Genomic DNA, 20,032 nt, shown 5'->3' on the forward strand with positions numbered 1-20,032 from the left:
AGGTCTTTAGTCTTAAAAATCTTCTAATTTTAGAAAAAATTGTATTCAGATGAAAAATGCCCCATATTCAGTAGAAGAGCGCTTTGTTCGCTACGTGCAGATTGATACCACAGCAGACCCGAATTCCACTTCTTTTCCTTCCAGTGAAAAACAAAAGGACCTTTCCCATTTATTGGTGAAAGAATTGAAAGCATTGGGAATTGAAGATGCGGAAGCTGATCAGTGGGGATATGTTTATGCAACCATTCCTGCCACTTCCGGGAAAGCAAATATTCCAACAATCTGTTTCTGTTCGCACATGGATACCGCACCGGATTGTTCCGGAACGAATGTCAAACCGATCATTCACCGCAAGTATACCGGAGCTCCGATTACACTTCCGGATGATCCGACACAAGTAATCACAGCAGAGAAACATCCGTATTTGAAAGAAAAAATCGGAGATGACCTGATTACCGCTTCAGGATTGACCTTATTGGGAGCTGATGATAAAGCAGGTGTTGCCATTATCATGGATCTGGCAGCACAATTGATGAAAAAGAAGGAGATTCCTCATGGAAAGATTCGTATTCTTTTCACACCGGATGAGGAAGTGGGAAGAGGAGTAGAACAGCTCAATATGGAAAAGCTTGGAGCTGATTATGGATATACACTGGATTCTGCAGAATTGGGTGCTATTGAAGATGAATCTTTTTCAGCTGACGCGATGACCTTTGTAATTACAGGAGTCAGTGCGCATCCGGGGTATGCAAAAGGAAAGATGGTTCACGCAATGAAAGTTGCCAGTGCATTTATTGATGCTTTGCCCAAAGACGAATGGTCGCCTGAAAGTACCAAAGACCGCGAAGGTTTTGTTCATCCGACAGCTATTTCCGGTGGATTGGAAGAAGTGACCGTGAGTTTCATTATCCGGGATCATATCACGGCTAAATTGGCTGAATATGAAACACGTTTGGAAGGAATATTGAAAGATACGATTGCTCAATTTCCGGGTGCAGCCTATACTTCAAAGGTTACGGAGCAATATCGAAACATGAAAGAGATTATCAAGGATGTTCCTTTTGTGACGGATTATGCGATCGAAGCAATGAAAAATGCGGGGATCACTCCGAAACCGACCATTATTCGTGGTGGAACGGACGGTTCGCGCATGTCATTCATGGGGCTGCCTTGTCCGAATATTTTCACTGGCGAAATGGCTATCCACAGCCGACATGAGTACGTCAGTATTCAAGATATGCAGAAAGCAGTAGACACCTTGGTGGAGTTGGTTCAGATTTGGGAAAAACATTAGTCAATTCAAAAGGCAAAATGCAAAATTCAAAAGACGACATGACTGAAAATATTGTTTACAACGATTTAAAGGAAGCGTTTTTGCTTCGGGAAGATATTGCATTCTTGAATTTCGGTTCTTTTGGGGCTTGTCCGAAACCGATTTTTGATGAATACCAGCGTTTTCAGCGAGAATTGGAATACGAACCGGTTCAGTTTATTGTGAATAAAGGTCCTGCTTACCTGAAAGAAAGCCGAATCTGTTTGGGTGAATACCTGAGGTGTCATTCAGATGATCTGGTTTATGTGCCGAATCCGACCTATGCAGTCAATATTGTTGCAAGATCTCTGGATTTGAAATCCGGAGATGAGGTTTTAAGTACGGACATGGAATACGGAGCTTGCGATAGAACCTGGGATTTCCATTGTGAGGAGAAAGGGGTAAAATACATCAAACAACCCATTTCATTACCTTTGACTTCGAAAGAAGCGTTTTTAGCCGATTTCTGGAAAGGTTTCAGTGACAAAACTAGATTGGTCTTTATTTCACAAATTACTTCAGCTACGGGGCTTATTTTACCCGTAAAAGAGATTTGTATCGAAGCTAAGAGACGAGGAGTATTGGTTTTTATCGACGGGGCACATGTTCCGGGGCAAATTCCCTTGAATATAACGGAGTTGGATCCGGATTTTTACACAGGTGCCTGCCACAAATGGATGCTTACGCCAAAAGGTTCCAGTTTCCTGTATGTCAAACGAGCGCATCAGCAAGGATTAAATCCCTTGGTTGTCAGTTGGGGATATAAAGCGGATTTCCCAAGTAATTCACAGTTTTTGGATTACCACCAATTTAATGGAACACGTGATTTTTCGGCTTACCTGACTATTCCAAAAGCAATTGATTTCATGAAATGGAATGATTGGTGGGGAGTAGCTGAAGATTGTCGGAAATTGGTCCATAGTTGGCTTCCAAGATTGTGTGATCTGGTTGGTTCAAAGCCATTAGCTCCTGTAAGGGATGAATTTATCGGTCAATTGGGAAGTATTCCTGTTCGTTGTGAAAACCCTATGGAATTGAAAAATATCCTTTATTCTGAATATAAGATCGAGATTCCGGTAATGGTTCAAAACGGGCAGGCATACGTTCGGTTTTCTATCAATGCATTCAATTCAGAAGAAGATTTGATCAGACTGGAAAGAGCGCTTACGGACTTAAAAGAAAGAAAACTAATTTTTTAATTAACCGCAAAGGAAATTCAAAGAGTTAGCGCTCTCTGAGACTTTGCGGTGAACATACATTGGTGATATGAACAAACAACCTATTTTCCTGATTGGTTTCATGGGAAGCGGTAAATCCACTGTCGGAGAATTACTCGCAGAACGATTAAACCTTCCGTTTATTGATTCGGATAAAGCGATTGAAAAGATCGAAGGAAGGAGCATTACAGACATTTTTTCAACAGATGGCGAAGCTGCCTTCCGTGAAATGGAAATGAACTTCCTGAATCAGTTAAGATCAACAGAACCTGCTGTGATTGCAGTTGGAGGAGGTCTCCCGATAGTGGAAGGCGCTCTTGAATTAATGCATGAGTTGGGATTGGTTATTTATTTGAATACAAGCTTGTTGACTTTGATCAAACGCCTGAAGGATGAGAAGCAATTGAGACCATTATTGAAGGAGCTGAGTGATTCCGAATTCCATCCTTTTGTGGAAGAATTGTTGAGTAAGCGAGTGCATTTCTACAAGCAGGCAAAACTGATCATGCCGAATGAGCGAAATTCACCTATTGAGTTAGTTGAAAAGTTGATAAAGGAATTAAATAAACTGATTTATTAGTTATTCAGGATCCTCGTCAATTCCGAAGAAATTGGTTTTATCACCGCGGGCTTCCCGATTCAGGAAATAATAGTAAAGGCTGGAATGTCCGACGAGCAGGAAGAAAGCTATCTTGTCAAAAGTGGTTGTGTCATTGTACCAATAGGAAAATCCCAATAAGAACCACATGGCTAGTAAATAAGTTGCCGCAGCTACCCAAATGAAATAAATGAAATACACATTTTTTCGCCATTGAAGCACCAAACCGATAAAGATTCCGGTCCACGCAACCAATGCAACATTGTAAAAAGTGATCAGACTGTTCTGAAAGTCCGTTCCAACAAATCCGAGTGCTTCACCACGTTGTTCAATAAGCGAATGGACGTCCAGTCCTTTTTCCTGTTCAATCCAATCTGTGCTGGTGAGTACCATATGCCCTAAAATAGTCCAGACTAAAAAGATCGTCCAAATGATCACTCCCAGGTAAAAACTGATTTGAGTATAGGTGTCGGGCGATTCCTTCCCGAAAATTACGTTGCGCAACCGGGTCAAAATAGGAATGGGGCTTTCAAGATGAGCCTCAAACTCCTCGCGAAATGAATGTTTTTTATCAGAATCCGTCACTCAACGAATTTAACTAATTTCGTACAATGAATACGCAAAATCAGAAGGTAAATTGGGGAGAATTCCTTTTGGAAACCCCACAGATGGATTTTTTAACTCCGGAAGTAAGGCAGTTTATTCAAACGATTCCGGTTTATTCTGATTCTGTTCAACAAGTTGTGGCCATTTATGAAACGGTTCGCGATTCCTTTTTGTATGATCCGTACCACCTGGATTTACGTCCGGATTTTTTGAAAGCCAGCGTGATCGTTTCTAAAAATCGGGCGTGGTGTGTTGAAAAGGCACTTTTGGCGTGCGCTTGTTTTCGGGCTTTTGGTTTTCCTGCCAGGTTGGGTTTTGGAATTGTTAAAAATCACATCGGCGTCGAGAAATTGAAAACCTATTTAAAGCGGGATGAGATTGTATTCCATGGCTACGTGGAAGTTTGGATTGAAGGAAAATGGAGTAAATGTACACCGGCTTTTGATCCGCGAATTTGTAAATTGAGTGGAGTACCATTGTTGGAATGGGATGGAAGGGAAGATTCTCTTTTCCAGGCTTACGTGGAGAATACCCAATTTATGGAGTACCTGCATTTTTATGGCGAATTCGGGGACGTGCCTTTTGAGTTGATGCATCAGGAGATGCAGAAGTATTATCCTGATTTGTTTGAAAATCCGGTTGATACGAAAGCATTCTCATTTCATTTCGATTCCGAGCTGATATCAATCTAATCCCAGTTTCAAATTTTTGGATTCTCAATTTGACTCATTAGACTTCCACTTTTTCGTTTGCAATAGGTGTCTCAATCTTCAAATTTCTTGTTCTCACAAACTTAGGTTCCAAAATCATGAACGTACAATCATCCGTTTGTTCCCCTTCGCCTTTCCAGAAGGAAAACTGATTCATCAGACGGTTATACAAAACACTTCCGTTTTGGTCGGAAGAGCGGGATAAGAGGTGACGTAGTTGTTTCTTCCCAAATTTCTTATTTGATTCCATTCCGAACTGATCCACAATGCCATCTGTAAAAACAACCAATTTGTCCCCTTCCTCCAGAATGAGGTGCTGCGACTTGAACTCGAGATGGTTCATATAGGTGAAGCCAATTGGAACCCGCTCGCCATTCAATTCAATGACTTCAGCGTTCCGCACGATCCATAGAGGCATTTGAGCTCCTGAGAAATGCAACTCGCGACTTCGTTTGTCCAAGCAAAAGATGGCTATGTCCATTCCATCCATGCGTTGTTCTTCTTCCGAACTGATCCGACGGAGAATGGTTTTACGCAAGGAATCCAGCAATTCATTGGGTTTCCGGATTCCATCGGCAAACAATTCATCCAATGTATTCATGCCTAAAACGCTCAATAAAGCGCCGGGAACTCCATGTCCCGTACAATCTGCCAATGCAAAAAGAATTTTCTCAGCGCCGTTTTCACGGAAATTTTTCATCCAGTAGAAATCTCCTCCGACTAGATTTTTAGGGGTGTAATGCACATGAACTTGATCGAAATGCTGCACCAGTTGCTTTCTGGATACCAATAATGATTCTTGCAATTTTTGAGCATAGCGCAAACTATCCATCATTTCAGTATGCTGTTTTTCCAATTGGAGATTCTTTTCATGTAAGGCATTGGTTCGTCTGGATACACGATCTTCCAGTAAATGAACATCCCATTTGATTTTCCGGGCCATTTTCAGGAATTGAATACTGATTTGACCAATTTCATTTTTAGGTAGTTGAGGGGAGATGCTTTCAAAATCCTGGTAGTTGGAAGAAATGAACTCGTTCATGCTGCGCTGTAATCTGCTGACTTGAATGGTGATGTTTTTTATGATATAAACACTTCCAATGATCAATGCCAGGAATGCGATTCCGGATATGATGTATTGCATGGTGAGTGAATCATTGGACAAGGAATAGGACTCGCGGATAAATTCCCCTCTGAAACGGCGCAGATTAGACTGCACACTCGCAACGTTTAGTGACCAATTCGAATAATGGTTTCGATTTGGGATTGCAAATAGGATTTGCATGCGACTTCTCACGGAATCAAAATACTGAAGGTATTGGATGAGCTCCGGAGGGCAATTTCCACGAGCCTGCCAATTCTCAATTTCCTTGTGAAGGGATTCTGCATAATTATCATCATTCCGCATGATGTAATCTTTCTCATGCCTGCGGAGGCTCAAAATCTGTTGATCAAACTCAGGGAATGTTTCTTCCACCTGGTGAATCACTTCACGCATTTTTCCAATGTAACCAAATTCCTTGAACCCAATTTTTGAAATATCATTCAGAATACGGTCTTCAGTGAGTAATAAATCGTCTAGCATCGACAATAATTCTCTTTCCACCTCTTTGTTAGAAGAGAATACCTCCGTCACATTCTGACGAATCAATTCATGACTGAAGCTATTTTTTCTTCGGTATTCGATTTCGTTTTTAGCAATGGAATCGTACCATATCTTCTGATTGGTAATGTGTTCCATCCAGTCTTTATGATCTTGAACCTGAGTGGAGAGGTCGTCCAATTTAACAAGCAAAGCCTGTTTTTCATGCATTTTTTGATTAAAATACCAAGATAAAGAAGCGAAAATCAACAACACCAAACCAAATCCACCAAGGACTACCACCAACGATTTTTTCATGGTACAAAATTCATCTCTTCTTTTTGCTACAATGTAAATCGCATGTCAAATTGCTGTTAACAAGGATTAGAAAATGATGAATTTATTTGGAAAGAAGTATATTTGGGTAAACTAAAATAAAGCAATGAAATCAGTATTACTTTTATTATCACTTGGATTGGCAGGAATTATCAACGCCCAGAAAATCCATTATGCATTGCGTATGACAAAACCACAAAATCATTATTTTGAGGTTGAAATGGAAATTTCCGAATTCAAAGCGGGTGATCTGACGGTTAAAATTCCGGTTTGGGCTCCGGGATCGTATTTAGTAAGAGAGTTTTCGAAAAATGTAAATTTGGTTCGTGCCTTTGATGAAAAAGGTGCAGAATTGAAAGTTGGAAAGACTTCCAAAAATGCATGGAAGATTGTTACCGGAAAATCAAAAAAGGTCCGCGTCCAATACGAAGTCTATGCATTCGAATTATCTGTTCGGACCAGCTTTTTGGATTTGACACACGGCTTTGTTTCAAATTCAGGAGTTTTCTGCTATCTGGATGGACATAAAGACAAAGCAGGAGAAGTAACCGTTTATCCTTACAAAGATTTTAAAGTCATTACGACGCCTCTGGAAAAATCATCCGAGCAAAAATCGGGAGAGGGGGGGCAAACCTTTCAGTTCCCAAATTATGATGTGTTGGTGGATTCTCCTTTTGAAATCGGAAACCAGGAAGTATTTGACTTTACAGTTGGTGAAACCAAACACAAGGTGGCGATTTACGGAGCCGGGAATTATGATATCGATGAATTGAAAGTGGATATGGCTCGCATTGTCAAATCGGAGAATGAAGTATTCGCAGGGAAAAACCCCAATAAGAATTATACGTTCATCATTCACAATGTGGTAAATGGACAAGGAGGATTGGAACATGCCAATTCATGTGTTCTAAGTGTCAATCGCTGGACATACGGAGGAGCTTACAAGGACTTTTTATCCTTGGTTGCACATGAGTATTTTCATTTATGGAATGTGAAACGCATTCGTCCGATTCAATTGGGACCGTTTAACTACGATGAAGAAAATTATACCTCATTGCTTTGGGTGATGGAAGGATTCACTTCTTATTACGATGAATTGTTATTGGTAAGAGCTGGATATTATACAAAAGAGGAATACTTGAGAAAGTTATTGGGAACATTGAATTATGTGGAAGGATCAGTTGGTTCGCGTGTTCAACCGGTTGCTCATTCGAGTTATGATGCGTGGATCAAAGGATATCGTCCGAATGAGAATAGTGCGAACACAACGATGACTTACTATTCCAGAGGTGCAATTTTGGGTGCTTACCTGGATGCAATGATTATCGATAAATTCAATGGAACAAAGTCGTTGGATCATTTCATGCACTATTTGTATGAAGAGTTTTACATCAAGAAGAATCGCGGGTTTACCGAAATCGAATTTCAGGAATCCCTGGAGAAATTCCTGGGGCAGGATATGGACTTCTTCTTTGACAAGTACGTGAACGGGACAGAAATTCCAAATTACAAGGAAGTATTCGGTAAGATTGGATTGGATGTGACTTATGCTGGAAAACCGGTTACTTCTTTTGGAGCCTCGCTTTCTCAGGAAGGTGGAAATTGCATGGTGAAAGCCATCAGAGCGGGTAGTGCTGCAGAAACGGCAGGATTGAGTGTTGGGGATGAGATTATCGCAGCGGATAACATGCGTGTAGATAACAGCGGAGTTGAAAGCTATGTGGGAAGTTTGGGAGAAGGCGAGAAGTGTACTTTACTAGTTTCCAGAGATGATGTGTTGTTGGAACTGACAGTAGAAATGACCCTATATGAACGACCTTCATTCAAGATAGAGCCAAACGGAACTTCCAAAAATAAGTTTGATTATTGGTTGCGGACAACGAATTAATAGATCAATAAATAGATTGAACGGGGCATTCGAAAGAGTGTCCCGTTTTTTTATTTAAATCGACCTCAATAACTTTGGAATTCGCGGTTAATTGAATCACAAAGAGTGAACGCTTGACTCCATAGCTTGTGCCGCCGCTAAAGCTTTGGTTACATGCGGTCAGCGAAGGAGCAAAGGGATGGCTTCGACTTCTTTGCGTCCTCAGCGTTCTTTGCGGTGAAAAGATTGAGTTTTACTTTCGTCCTCTTGGTGCAGACTTTTTTCCTTTGAAATTCGTTGATTTTCCACCACCTCTGCTACTTCCTCCAGGTTTGTTTCCAAAAGTACGTGGCTTTTCGGGTGAATTTTTCTTTTGCTGAACCGGTGCTTTTTTCTTGGCAGGATTGGGTTTGCTTTTGGGTTTATCAGCTTCTCCGGTAGAATCTTTCAGCAAGTCATTCATGATTCGCATTTCTGCATCCGTCAATTCGCGCCATTCACCCAACGGAATCCCTTTCAGTTCAATATTCATGATGCGTGTCCGCTCCAGTTTGGTCACATTGTAGCCAAAATACTCACACATTCTTCGAATTTGGCGATTCAATCCTTGAACTAGGATAATCTTGAAAACATTGGATGAAAGCTGCTCGACCACACATTTTTTGGTGACCACACCCAGAATGGGAACTCCGGCAGCCATTCGCTCCACAAAATCAGCAGTGATGGGTTTATCAACGGTGACGATATATTCTTTTTGATGCTGATTTCCAGCTCGTAGAATCTTGTTTACGATGTCGCCATTGGTTGTCAGAAAAATCAATCCTTGCGAATCTTTATCCAGTCTTCCAATCGGAAAAATGCGTCTGGGGTGACCGATGTAGTCCACGATGTTATCTTCAACTCCTTTTTCTGTGGTGGAAGTGATTCCTTTGGGTTTGTTCAAGGCAATGTATAGTTCGTCTTCCTGATCTTTTCGTTGAATGGTATGTCCATTCACCACGACCGTATCCCTCGGTTTTACCTGCGTGCCGATTATTGCGCGTGTACCGTTGATAAATACAGATCCTTGCTCAATATATTTGTCGGCTTCCCTGCGTGAACAGTAACCACTATCGCTGATGAATTTGTTTAATCTGACCGATTCCTGCATGACTCTTTATTAAAAAGGCGAATTAAGAATGCGAAGGTAGTTTATTCTATTTGATCTCTCGTTGGATTTGCACTAATTGAGCTAAGCTAAAGCTGAACACTGATGGTGAATTCACCCTTTTTTCCACAAGATGTGACGTCTTTATTGACAGTGTACTGAACACAATTGTTCACGCATTGCATGATGGTGTCCAATTCGTTTGTGGATAATTCCTTTTGAGCATTGATCTGGTAAACTTCCTCCTGTGATTCCGGTTGTAATTTCAATACGAGGACAGAAAGTGTTTCCGCATTGATCTTTTTCGAGTAGGTGACAAATCCGTCGACTGAAAACTCGATCACGATTTCCTTTTGATCGGTAGCAAATTCAAAATTCAGTTCCGGACCCAATATCTTTTCGAATAGTACTTTGCCTTTGATATCTGTGATTGCAATTGCTCCATTCTTCTTGTTGCCGCTTATCTTTCCTGTTAATCGATTGATATTTCCACCCAAATGAGCAATTTCAACAGCATAATTCAACGGTTTTTGATACTGATCAAGGGAAAACCAATATTCGTGAGTTTTATCTTCACGAAGCGTTTGGTGTAAGATTTGTCCGTAAATGACCTGACAAGCCACTAATGCAATAAGCGTAACAATCGTTTTCATATAAGTTTTAAGTTTTTAGTAGCACCATAAAAGTAATGCCAAAAATCAATTGAGCAAAAAAAAGGCCGATTCATTTCAAAATCGACCTCAAATGTTAAAATTGCCAGGTTATTTAATTGCTCCAGCGCATAATTTCATGCGAAGTACGCGTTTTGCTGCGGCATCTACAATTGCTTTGAAAGCTGCATCCGAACGGTATTTTGCCAGGATTTCACCGTGAGATTTCATACAATCCAATGGCATTAACAAGATATCGACTCCAGCTTCAATCGCTTTCACACTATTTCCTTTTACAGCTGTAACACCGCCCATGTTCATGGCATCCGTCACTACCAATCCTTTAAACCTAAGTTCCTTGCGAAGCAAGTCAGTGATGATCACTTTCGAGCAAGTAGCAGGAAGTCCGTTTGTATTGTATTTCGAATTGTTTACCACCGCTAAATGTCCGATCATGATACTCAATACTCCTTTTTCGATCAAACCGGGGTAAGTTGCAACTTCTTTCAACTCACCGTCGATTGCCTGAAGGGATTTATGTGTGTCACCTGAAACCAATCCGTGTCCAGGGAAATGTTTTGCGGTAGCGATTATTCCTTGTTCTTGCATCCGTGCAATAAAGGCATTCGACCAAGGAACATTGTTTGCTTCCACTTTTGCAAAACCGCGGTATCCAACTGTTCCGTTTTTCGCCAAATCGACAACAGGAGCGAAGTTGTAATTGATTCCAATGGCTTTTAAAGTAGCTGCGATCGTATCCGCACATTGATTCACTTCAGCCAGCGAGGTGATCTCATTTGCTTTCTTAACGACTGAAGAACCGGATATTTTCCGATTAAACAAACTTGGTTCGGCATCCGCACTGTATAGAAATCCGGGATTTCCATTTGCTGCATTCAATTGATTGAATTCCTTGATCCAGGATGTGAATTCCGTTTTGGTTCCATTCAACATTAAAACACCACCAATAGCACGCTTTCCAATCAAAGCTTTAATGGATTGAGGAGTATTTCCAAGTCTTCCGACTGCCGGCATGATCAATTGAGCTACAATAGCGGTATCATCCAAAGTTTGGAACAAATCTTCCACATCCTTATCCAAATCTGCATTGTCGCTTAAGTAATCCGTCAATTTGAAGGTGTGTTTTATCTTCGGAAGCTGAGGAACTTTTCGTTCTTCTTTTTGAGGTTCTGCTTTAGTGCCTTCTGCATTTTGTCCACAAGCCTGAAGTAATAAGACGGAACATGCACAAATTGTAATCCAATGTTTCATTTCTATTTTTATCATAGTTGCTGCAAATGTAAGCCGAAAGTTTCTTACGATTGCTTTTTGCCATCTCACTTATAAACAATTCGACAGTGAATTCCCTCATTTTTAAGTGAAAGAACTTCATTTTGATTTTGCTGTTCCGGAGGTCGGAGGTTTGGTTGTTGCTTTGCGTGCGGTCGGTTTTTTTGAGGCTGAAGCATATTTTTCTTGGTGGTCCTGATGTGCTTCCTCAATGGAATGGGAAGTTTTTATAGGCTCATGCTTATTGGACAACTCACTGAGTTTCTGATAATATTTTTGGACGATCAACATTTCTTCCTCAGTCATGCTTTCAATATCGACCAGTCGGTTACTCGAATCACTATTGGAAGCGACCAACTCATTCAACTTGAGTTGTATGGCCAAAGAATCCTTATTTTGGGATTTCTGGATGAGGAAAACCATCAGGAAAGTAATAATGGTTGTTCCTGTGTTGATGACCAACTGCCAGGTCTCTGAAAAATCGAAAAACGGACCGCTGACAGCCCAAAGTATTACAATTGTCAATGCACTGATAAAAGCATATGAACTTCCTACTGCTTTGGATGCTTTTGACGCAAATCTTTCAAAAAATTGCTTGCCGGATTTTTTCTGTTTCATACTACTTGTGTTTTGTGATTGATTACTGTTGGCTAACTTCCTACTATTTCTCCACCATTTACATGGATAACTTGTCCAGTGATATAACTGCTGTCCTGCGAGGCGAGAAACACATAAGCCGGACCAACTTCAGATGGTTGTCCGGGGCGACCAAGGGGTGTATTCTTCCCGAAATCGTCCAATTTATCAAAACTGGAAACAACTAAGGGAGTCCAGATCGGACCAGGTGCAACACCATTTACACGAATCCCTTTTTTTGCCAACATGGTGGAAAGTGATTTGGTGAAAGTTGAAATAGCTCCTTTTGTGCTTGAATAATCTAGTAAATGGTCGCTTCCACGATAAGCAGTTACGGATGAAGTATTGATAATACAATCGCCTTTTGATAGATAGGGGAGTAACGCTTTTAATAGATAGAACATCGGGTAAATGTTGGTCTCGAATGTCTTTTTCAGATGTTCGGTAGTAATTTTCGTTGCATCCCGCTCTGAAAAATGAGTTCCGGCATTGTTGACCACGATATTAATTCCCCCGAATTCTTTCAAAGTGGCATCAATGCACTTTTTACAGAATTTTTCATCAGAAAGGTCGCCTTTTATCAGCAGGCATTTTCTGTTTTGAGCTTCAATAAGTTCTTTGGTCTCTTTTGCATCCTTTTTTTCAGAAAGATAGACGATGGCAACATGAGCTCCTTCATAGGCGTAATGCAACGCGACACTTCTTCCGATTCCGCTGTCACCTCCCGTAATCAATGCAATTTTATTCAGGAGTTTACCACTTGATTTGTATCCCTTACGGATGTACTCAGGTTTGGGAACCATTTTGGATTCCATACCCGGCTTTTTCTGCTTTTGTGCCTTAATCTTAGAAGTTCTCATGAATAAATAGTTTTAACTCCTGAGAAATTAAAACAAAGTAGGCTTATTCTCCAAAAACTTTATCCCAATAAACCTTAAAGTCAATTTTACTGAAATCTCGTGCTCTATGTGAGAAGAGTGTTTCTATTTTTTGTCCCTTTGTAGTGAAGCCATAACCGAACAAAGGGGTTTTAATCTTTCCATTGGTGATTGCAGCGGTTGTTCCAAAACGCAAGTCATAAATAAACAAACTATCCGACCGCGAATCAACGGCGTAAAAACCATTTGTAATGTATTCGATTTCTTCAATCCGTGAATTTCCTTCCCAGTTGATATTTTGCAAGAGTTCGTGATTTTTTGGAATGACCTCTATGTCTTTGGGGTCAAATGGCGCAAACAGTGATTTGTATCCCACATAATAATTCGAATCGTCTTCCACTATCAAGTCCCAATAGAAAGAAGTCAGGGGCATAGGAGTCACCATGGTTCTTTTTGGGTGAATATCTGCTTGCTCAAAATAAGAAGTGGTATTGCTATAAACGATCAGTTTGATGACGACTCCCCACAATAAATACACTGAAGAATAAATAATTCCGGACCAATTCCAAATGCGTCTTCTTTTAGATTCCCTTTTCATAAAAAGTGCGCCAATAAGCAGGAATATGAATGGAATGGTATAAAGCGGATCGATCACGAAAACAGAATTGAAGGTCAAACGCCAGGAAAATGGCCAGAAGAACTGTGTTCCATAATTGGTGAAAATATCCAGTAGCGGGTGAGTGACGATAGATAGAAACCATAGCAAGAACCACATTCTTTTTGCGTAACGTTGTTTGGTAAGTTTATCCGAAACAAAAGTGAGTAATGTTCCAGCCAAAAGAGCAAATAATAAGGAATGTGAAAATCCGCGATGAACTAGTGCTGCGTCCAAAGGGTCGTAAAAGAAACGCAGGAATACATCCAAATCAGGAATGGTTCCACCAATTGCTCCCAATAAAGCTGCTTTAGCTCCCATTTTTCTGCCTGCAACCGCTTCAGCAACCGCGGCACCCAGTACGATTTGTGTCAAAGAATCCATACGTATAAAAGTAAGGTTAAATTCAAATTCGGGACCAATTTCCTTTTTTTTGATTAAAAATTAAGATTAAAATGTTGATAAAAATGGAAAAACGTGTGTTAAATGCTTTTTTGACCCAAACTATTTTCGTAACTTCATGGAAAAGAAAAGTAAAATGCAGGTGCGAAAAATGACTATCCGTCATTGGTCTGAAGAGGACAGACCACGTGAGAAAATGATGCTTAAAGGAAGAAACTCGCTTTCGGATGCAGAACTAATTGCAATACTAATTGGAACTGGTAGCGGAAGTAAATCAGCCGTCGATTTGGCAAGGGAGTTACTCTTGTTGTCAAAAGGTGATTTATATGAATTTGGGAAATTGAGATTGTCGCAGTTTTGTGAAGTCAAAGGGATTGGCAAATCGAAGGCAGTTTCTATTTTAGCGGCTTTGGAGTTGGGGCGCAGGAGGAAAGAAATCCGAACTAAGAAACGTCCGAAAATGGATAGTTCTGAAAGGGCTTTTAAGGAGCTTAGACCTTATTTCACAGACTTGAGTCACGAAGAGTTTTTCGTGATGTACCTAAACCGGGCAAACGAACTGATTCGTGTTAAGCAATTATCTATTGGAGGAGTCTCAGGAACCTATGTTGATCCCAAAATCATATTTAAGTACGGAATTGATATGGATGCTTCAGCTGTTATTTTGGCTCACAACCATCCGAGCGGAAATCGCAAACCGAGCGAATCAGATAAGAAAATCACCAAACAAATCAAGCAATTCGGAGAACTCATCGAAATGCCTGTTCTTGATCACCTCATTATCACAGATAATGGCTATTTTAGCTTCTCAGATCAAGAACTTCTTTGAAAATGCTGTTTTACGTTGATGAAATTTCAGTTCGCTTAATTTACACTTTGGATTTTGTATTCAATGAGCATGGTTTAGCATACCAATTGACCAACGACAAGCCTATTTTTGAATCTTTTGAAGGAACTAAAATCTCCTATTCCGATTTCGAATTCGGGAATACACCTTGTTTGAATCCGGCAAGCTTATTGTTTGAAGAAACATTCCGGGAATCCATTGTAGTAGAAAAGGGAAGCTGGCATGGAGTTGATTGCTTGAAGTTTGATAGTGTTTCGGATCCTCTTTCATCCATTTTCTACGTGTTGACCCGATATGAAGAATATCATGTCAAATTTCCTGATGAACATGGACGGTTTACTTCAAAGGAAAGTATCCAAAGCAAATTGGGTTGGTTGCATATTCAAATTGTGGAGCATTGGATAGAAGCATTCTTCCGGATTCATTCTCCTAAGTATTTAAAGCAATTGGAATTGGGTAGAAGTGTTCAAATCATTCCTTCGTTTGACATCGATAATACCTTCGCTTTTAAATGGAAGGAAGGTTGGCGTTCCTGGTTGTCTAATGGAAAAGATTTGGTGAAAAACAACCAAGAACGACTTAAAATACGAAAATTGGTTCAAAAGGGAGAATTGGAAGACCCCTTTGATGCTTTTGAATTGATTCGTTCCATCTATAAAAATTATCCTGAGACACGCGTTTTTTGGCACTTAGGAAATTATGCCAAATACGATACGAATATTGCCTGGAATGATCAAAGGCATCAGCAGTTGATTTTGGAAATGAGCTCCATCGGATATTTAGGATTGCATCCGAGCTATTCCAGCAATTATTCCGATGAGAAGTTAAATCAGGAAGTTGTGCGCATTAAAACCATCACTTCCAAGCCAATTGGAGAATCTCGGCAGCACTTTCTGAAACTCAATCTGCCCAAAACCTATCGTCGTATGATGGACCAGGGATTCGAAAAAGACTTTACAATGGGATATGCGGATGATTACGGTTTTCGTGCTGGAACTGCGCATGAACATGCCTTTTTTGATCTATTGACGAATGAGGCATTTCCCCATTATCGGATTGTTCCTTTTGCTTATATGGATGGAACATTGCTGGAATACAAAAAGCTGAGCATTGAGAAAAGTCTGGCAGTCATTGACCAGTTGGTAGCTGAAGTGAAGAGATACGGTGGTGTTTTTTGTTTTATCTGGCACAATGAAACAATTGCTGAAGCCGGGAAGTGGAAAGGATGGAAAAAAGTGTTTGACCACACATTAGAACAATTAAAATGAATCTTTCAACAGCAAGTTTAAGTCAAAAGGAATCCCTTCCAAAAATTCAACACGGTGATTCAATTGTTCAGCTCGGTTCATGTTTCTCCACCAATATGTCGGCTTGGTTTCGCAAAGCAGGTTTTAAGGTGCTTGATAATCCCTTGGGAGTAATTTTTCACCCGGTTCCTTTAGCAAAGCAGATCTTAATGGCTTTCGGTAAAACAGAATGGAGTGAATTTGTCCAAAAAGAAGATGTGAGTTTGAGTTATGATGCAAGTAGCACCCTGTATGCAATGAATGCTCCAGAATTGGAGCGATTAATGAACCATCAGTTGAAAGAGCTGAAAGAATCTCTGGAGAAGGCTTCTATTCTGATAGTCACATTCGGTTCTGCTCATGGTTACCGATTAAAATCATCCGGGAATATCGTTGCGAATTGCCATCAACAAGCTCAATCAACTTTTGATAAGGAATTAAGTGATGCCGGGAAAATGCTTCCCATCTGGCACCTTGCATTGAATGAGTTACGGAAAGCGAATCCATCACTTCAAGTGATATTTACAGTGAGTCCTGTCCGCTATGTGCGAGATGGTCTGATAGCGGATTCCCGATCAAAATCGGAGTTATTCCGTTTGGTTTCTTTACTCAGTGGCGATCAAATCCATTATTTTCCTGCCTATGAACTGGTAAATGATATATTGAGAGATTACCGTTATTTCGAAACAGATGGAGTTCATCCAACGGACCAGGCAACCCAATTTGTTTGGGATTTCCTGAAACAGGAGCTTTTTTTGGATAGAACGAATGAGATTATTGAAGAATTGATGAAAATTCGTAAAATGGAAGAACATCGGTTACTTTATCCCGAATCAAAGAAAGCAGCAGAATATCAAACTAATCTGAAACAAAAAAGGGAAAGTTTCCTTTCCCAATACCCAGTAGTAGTCTGGTAGAACTATCTTTAATTATTTACTAAAATTGTTCCTTTATATTCCTTTGGTTCTCCCGGTAATGGATTTTTCATAATTACTTTCCAGCCATAAATTGAATTTAGCTGAACAACAGATCCGGTATTCATATCCGTACCATCCCAACCACTTGAAGTATCGTTCGTTTTATAAATTACGCGACCTGATTTAGCATCGTAAATAAATAATTCAAATGCAACATTTCTCTCAATCAATGCATATGGCATGAATCTCGTATTTCTAGGATCGTTTGAATTGATATTAAATGTGTTAACAGCCTGTAGATTGTATTCTTCTTTTAACGTTATGTTTTTTGTTTCGCTAACAGTACATCCATTTAAATCTTTACCGGTGACTTTTACGGTAATGTCTTTTCCGGTATAAGGATGAACAATAAAATTGCCATTTCGAATTTCACCATGGTGTTTTTCAACACTCCATTGAACTCCGGATTCATTCCCTGCAACATTGAACTCAATCGAAGGAATACCATTGTCATAAAGGATTGTTGGATCAGCGCTGATGTACAATTTATCGGTTGGTTTGTTGACAGTAATTGTCTGTACCGTTTTACCGGACACCACTTCAATTACGCCTTCATTAGTAGCGGTAATGACTTTTTTACTTCCTGCCTTGATAATTTGCGTGCGGTTGTTTTGAACAACTGAAATCGCTAACCCATCATTCGGATTCGTAATTTCAATCTCGTCTCCAATACATAGATTCGTTTGAGTGATCAAAACCGGTAAGTAAGTTTTTTGCTCAGACGGAGTTCCATGATTACCATTCTCACTTTTTTGAGAATTGATGATTGGAGGATTGCTATTGTTTGATGGAGTAACCTCAGGGATTTCATTGGAAATACGATGAGGATTCGTGCTTTCTTCAACTTTTTCAGTTGAATTGCTTGCATTTTGTTGTTCGCTTAATGTGTTTGTTTGAGGAGTATCATGTGAATTCAAACGATTTTCAGTTGGTTTATTCGTTTGAACTGTGGTATTTGATTCGTTTGCTATTTGCGTATTTGGTTCAATAGCTTTCGATGACTCCGATTTGGAGTTCAAGGAGAAAAAGATGGCAGAACCAACTAGTATGGTACCAATTGAAGCGGCAACCCACCATTTACGGTAGAATGGAGAAGGAGTTGTCCCGTCTAATCTTTTAGACATGGATTCCCATGCAGCCTCGTTGTAAGGCAACTCATGGTTCTCAAGGGACTTTTTTATAATCTGGTCAATGTTCTTCATTGAGCAATTTTTGTAAATTTCTGTTTCAAATAATTCTGTAGGTTCATTTTGGCTTTTGCTAAGTTGGATTTCGACGTTCCTTCACTGATTTCAAGTATCTCCGCAATTTCTTTGTGCGTAAATTCCTCCATCACATACAAGTTGAAAACGGCTTTGTAAGCTGGAGAAAGCTTATTGATAGCTTCCATTGCAACTTCAGCTTTTAACGTCGTGATTTCCCAATCTTCCCCGAGTTGATCTTCTTCAGGGATGTATTTGAAATCATTGTCGTTATCGCTAAGCACCCAATCCTTTTTAGATTTTCTGATTGAATCAATTGCGCAATTCACAATAATTCTTCTCATCCAACCTTCAAAAGATCCTTTCTTGTCGTAACCCTTAACATGTTCAAAGACCTTAATGAAACCTTCTTGTAAAACTTCCTGGGCAGAATCCTTATCGCGAATATACCGTTGACAAACAACAAGCATTTTACCATAAAACTTCTTGAATAATTGCTCCTGTGCCCTCCTGTCGGATGACTTACAGCCTTCAATTATATCTTCTAATTCCCAATTCTGTTTCACTGTCTCTACTCAATAACGAAGGATTGTCAATAGGGTTGCCTCTTTAAAGAAATTCAAAATGTAAAATTTAAAATGCAAAAGCAAATAGAACTATTTGCTTACAATTCCAGACTTGTAATTATTTTGAATTTTGCATTTTTAATTTTGAATTACAAATAACGTTATTTCTATACAAAATTTACAGCAGGAGCAAAGTTTTATTCTTAAATTCGTTGCGATTTATAGAAATTAAGTATCATTTTAATTAGATAGCAATGAAAGTAACGGTAGTAGGTGCAGGAGCTGTAGGAGCAAGCTGTGCAGAGTATATCGCAATGAAAAACTTCTGTTCAGAAGTGGTGTTAGTAGATATTAAAGAAGGATTTGCCGAAGGTAAGGCAATGGATCTAATGCAAACAGCATCACTTAACGGATTCGACACGAAAATTACTGGAACAACAGGGGATTACAGTAAAACTGCAGGATCTCATGTAGCCGTAATCACTTCGGGTATTCCTAGAAAACCAGGAATGACCAGAGAAGAATTGATTGGAATCAATGCAGGTATCGTGAAAGATGTTACGCAAAACCTAGTGAAGCATTCTCCGGAAGTGATCATTATTGTTGTTTCCAATCCAATGGATACCATGGCTTATTTGGTACACAAAACCTCAGGTCTTCCTAAACACAAGATTATCGGAATGGGTGGTGCACTTGATTCTGCGAGATTCAAATATAGAATGGCAGAAGCATTGGGAAGCCCGATCTCTGATGTGGATGGTATGGTGATCGCTGCGCACAGTGATTCAGGAATGCTTCCATTATTAAGCAAAGCAACAAGAAATGGTGTTCCAGTAACGGAATTTCTAAGTGATGAGCAGCAAAAATATGTAGTTGAAGAAACGAAAGTAGGAGGGGCTACCCTGACGAAACTTTTGGGAACTTCAGCTTGGTATGCACCGGGTGCAGCTGTTTCCGTAATGGTTCAGGCAATCGCTTGTGACCAAAAGAAAATGATTCCTTGTTCTTTGATGCTTGACGGTGAATATGGACAAAGTGACATCTGTTTGGGAGTTCCTGCAATTATCGGGAAAAACGGAGTGGAAAAGATCGTAGATATCACACTTACTGCAGATGAGAAAGCGAAGTTTGCTGAAGCAGCAGATGCTGTAAGAGAGATAAACGGAGACCTTAAATACTAAGTAAGTATCACTTTATATTTAACCGGTGCAGCTTTGGTTGCACCGGTTTTTTTTGTCTTATAATGATAGATATCTTTTACTCTGTCT

At 39.9% G+C, this 20,032-nt stretch carries 19 protein-coding genes; 9 read left to right on the forward strand and 10 right to left on the reverse strand.

Translation table 11 applies throughout. The annotated features are described in order from the left end of the window. Positions 1-49 precede the first annotated feature (49 nt). The 3 genes from pepT (at position 50) to AAG807_RS15675 (ending at position 3,109) form a co-directional block, all read left to right on the forward strand. The gene (pepT, locus tag AAG807_RS15665) at positions 50-1,294 is read left to right on the forward strand and encodes a peptidase T (RefSeq protein ID WP_341905939.1); all 1,245 of its coding nucleotides are present in this window, start codon (positions 50-52) and stop codon (positions 1,292-1,294) included. 17 nt (positions 1,295-1,311) lie between these two features. Then, positions 1,312-2,511, forward strand: a complete 1,200-nt coding sequence (locus AAG807_RS15670) for an aminotransferase class V-fold PLP-dependent enzyme (RefSeq protein ID WP_341905942.1) — start codon at positions 1,312-1,314, stop codon at positions 2,509-2,511. 67 nt (positions 2,512-2,578) lie between these two features. After that, the gene (locus AAG807_RS15675; RefSeq protein ID WP_341905945.1) at positions 2,579-3,109 is read left to right on the forward strand and encodes a shikimate kinase; all 531 of its coding nucleotides are present in this window, start codon (positions 2,579-2,581) and stop codon (positions 3,107-3,109) included. On the opposite strand, the gene AAG807_RS15680 is transcribed toward AAG807_RS15675, so the two are convergent. After that, positions 3,110-3,712 (reverse strand): hypothetical protein, encoded by a 603-nt coding sequence (locus AAG807_RS15680; protein WP_341905947.1) that lies wholly within the window; start codon positions 3,710-3,712, stop codon positions 3,110-3,112. 26 nt (positions 3,713-3,738) lie between these two features. Between AAG807_RS15680 and AAG807_RS15685 the strand changes: the two genes are divergently transcribed. Beyond that, the gene (locus AAG807_RS15685) at positions 3,739-4,425 is read left to right on the forward strand and encodes a transglutaminase family protein (protein ID WP_341905950.1); all 687 of its coding nucleotides are present in this window, start codon (positions 3,739-3,741) and stop codon (positions 4,423-4,425) included. A 37-nt stretch (positions 4,426-4,462) separates the two neighbouring features. Here AAG807_RS15685 and AAG807_RS15690 read toward each other — a convergent pair whose 3' ends face one another. Beyond that, positions 4,463-6,343 carry a SpoIIE family protein phosphatase gene (locus tag AAG807_RS15690; protein WP_341905953.1) on the reverse strand — a complete coding sequence of 627 codons (1,881 nt, stop codon included), beginning with the start codon at positions 6,341-6,343 and terminating at the stop codon, positions 4,463-4,465. A gap of 124 nt (positions 6,344-6,467) precedes the next feature. Here AAG807_RS15690 and AAG807_RS15695 point away from each other — a divergent pair, with 124 nt between their 5' ends. Then, on the forward strand, positions 6,468-8,249 hold the full coding sequence (locus tag AAG807_RS15695) for a PDZ domain-containing protein (protein ID WP_341905956.1): 1,782 nt from the start codon (positions 6,468-6,470) through the stop codon (positions 8,247-8,249). 232 nt (positions 8,250-8,481) lie between these two features. On the opposite strand, the gene rluF is transcribed toward AAG807_RS15695, so the two are convergent. The 6 genes from rluF to AAG807_RS15725 all read right to left on the reverse strand — a co-directional run bounded on the left by rluF (position 8,482) and on the right by AAG807_RS15725 (position 13,868). Continuing rightward, positions 8,482-9,378: a 23S rRNA pseudouridine(2604) synthase RluF gene (gene rluF / locus AAG807_RS15700; protein WP_341905959.1), complete on the reverse strand. Its 897-nt coding sequence runs from the start codon at positions 9,376-9,378 to the stop codon at positions 8,482-8,484. Between the two features lie 86 nt (positions 9,379-9,464). Next, the gene (locus AAG807_RS15705; RefSeq protein ID WP_341905962.1) at positions 9,465-10,028 is read right to left on the reverse strand and encodes a hypothetical protein; all 564 of its coding nucleotides are present in this window, start codon (positions 10,026-10,028) and stop codon (positions 9,465-9,467) included. Positions 10,029-10,136: 108 nt separating this feature from the next. After that, complete coding sequence (locus AAG807_RS15710; protein ID WP_341905965.1) at positions 10,137-11,297, reverse strand: glycoside hydrolase family 3 N-terminal domain-containing protein; 1,161 nt, start codon at positions 11,295-11,297, stop codon at positions 10,137-10,139. Positions 11,298-11,414: 117 nt separating this feature from the next. After that, positions 11,415-11,933: a low affinity iron permease family protein gene (locus AAG807_RS15715; RefSeq protein ID WP_341905968.1), complete on the reverse strand. Its 519-nt coding sequence runs from the start codon at positions 11,931-11,933 to the stop codon at positions 11,415-11,417. Positions 11,934-11,965: 32 nt separating this feature from the next. Next, entirely contained in the window at positions 11,966-12,811 is an 846-nt protein-coding gene (locus AAG807_RS15720) for an SDR family oxidoreductase (RefSeq protein WP_341905971.1), read from the reverse strand. Positions 12,812-12,854: 43 nt separating this feature from the next. Next, positions 12,855-13,868, reverse strand: coding sequence for a metal-dependent hydrolase (locus AAG807_RS15725; RefSeq protein WP_341905973.1), 1,014 nt, complete (start codon positions 13,866-13,868; stop codon positions 12,855-12,857). A 136-nt stretch (positions 13,869-14,004) separates the two neighbouring features. Here AAG807_RS15725 and radC point away from each other — a divergent pair, with 136 nt between their 5' ends. Genes radC through AAG807_RS15740 form a run of 3 tightly spaced genes read left to right on the forward strand, consistent with a single transcriptional unit; the run spans position 14,005 to position 16,936 of the window. Beyond that, the gene (gene radC, locus AAG807_RS15730) at positions 14,005-14,715 is read left to right on the forward strand and encodes a DNA repair protein RadC (RefSeq protein WP_341905976.1); all 711 of its coding nucleotides are present in this window, start codon (positions 14,005-14,007) and stop codon (positions 14,713-14,715) included. A 2-nt stretch (positions 14,716-14,717) separates the two neighbouring features. Beyond that, a complete protein-coding gene (locus tag AAG807_RS15735) occupies positions 14,718-16,001 on the forward strand; it encodes a polysaccharide deacetylase family protein (protein WP_341905979.1) in 1,284 nt (427 codons plus the stop codon). Continuing rightward, complete coding sequence (locus AAG807_RS15740; RefSeq protein WP_341905982.1) at positions 15,998-16,936, forward strand: GSCFA domain-containing protein; 939 nt, start codon at positions 15,998-16,000, stop codon at positions 16,934-16,936. Before AAG807_RS15735 ends, AAG807_RS15740 begins: the two co-directional genes overlap by 4 nt. Before the next feature lie 8 nt (positions 16,937-16,944). Here the strand turns inward: AAG807_RS15740 and AAG807_RS15745 are convergent, their stop codons facing one another. Both AAG807_RS15745 and AAG807_RS15750 read right to left on the reverse strand, forming a co-directional pair. Beyond that, positions 16,945-18,198: a hypothetical protein gene (locus AAG807_RS15745; protein ID WP_341905984.1), complete on the reverse strand. Its 1,254-nt coding sequence runs from the start codon at positions 18,196-18,198 to the stop codon at positions 16,945-16,947. Beyond that, entirely contained in the window at positions 18,195-18,764 is a 570-nt protein-coding gene (locus tag AAG807_RS15750) for an RNA polymerase sigma factor (protein WP_294861925.1), read from the reverse strand. Before AAG807_RS15750 ends, AAG807_RS15745 begins: the two co-directional genes overlap by 4 nt. Positions 18,765-19,018: 254 nt before the next feature. On the opposite strand from AAG807_RS15750, the gene AAG807_RS15755 reads away from it, so the two are divergent. After that, positions 19,019-19,945 carry a malate dehydrogenase gene (locus AAG807_RS15755; protein ID WP_341905988.1) on the forward strand — a complete coding sequence of 309 codons (927 nt, stop codon included), beginning with the start codon at positions 19,019-19,021 and terminating at the stop codon, positions 19,943-19,945. The last annotated feature ends 87 nt before the right edge of the window (positions 19,946-20,032 follow it).

It is taken from the genome of Fluviicola taffensis DSM 16823 (genome assembly GCF_943372375.1).
In the GTDB taxonomy this organism is placed as follows: domain Bacteria; phylum Bacteroidota; class Bacteroidia; order Flavobacteriales_D; family Crocinitomicaceae; genus Fluviicola; species Fluviicola taffensis_A.